Annotated in this window: 1 protein-coding gene; it reads left to right on the top strand. The window is 46.7% G+C overall.

The features are described from left to right. Nucleotides 1-123 precede the first annotated feature (123 nt). Nucleotides 124-242, top strand: a 119-nt coding sequence (locus FDX22_RS32245; RefSeq protein ID WP_255433086.1) for a hypothetical protein, incomplete at its 3' end; no start/stop codon positions are given.

Here is a 242-nt window from a genome sequence, read left to right as displayed (position 1 = left end):
GTAACTCAAACATAAACAATATCGATTCACCTCGCGCAGTTGGGCTCCGAAATGGACCGACAAATACTCATATTTGTGAAGTTGATGCGATAATTAGATTTTCTCTTCTTTCTGGAAAACGACATGGACAGTGTTGAGCTTTCACCAACGACCCGCTGGGGCATGATCTTTATCGGACTGCTACAAGGGTGTGTGTGCTACCTGCTGATGGCGTATCTTGCGCCGCAGAACAGTGACTGGCT

Origin of the sequence: Citrobacter sp. TBCS-14, assembly GCF_005280805.1 — a bacterium.
GTDB lineage: Bacteria > Pseudomonadota > Gammaproteobacteria > Enterobacterales > Enterobacteriaceae > Citrobacter > Citrobacter gillenii.
Note: the sequence above shows the minus strand (reverse complement) of the source record. Positions and strands in the feature narration are given on the sequence as shown.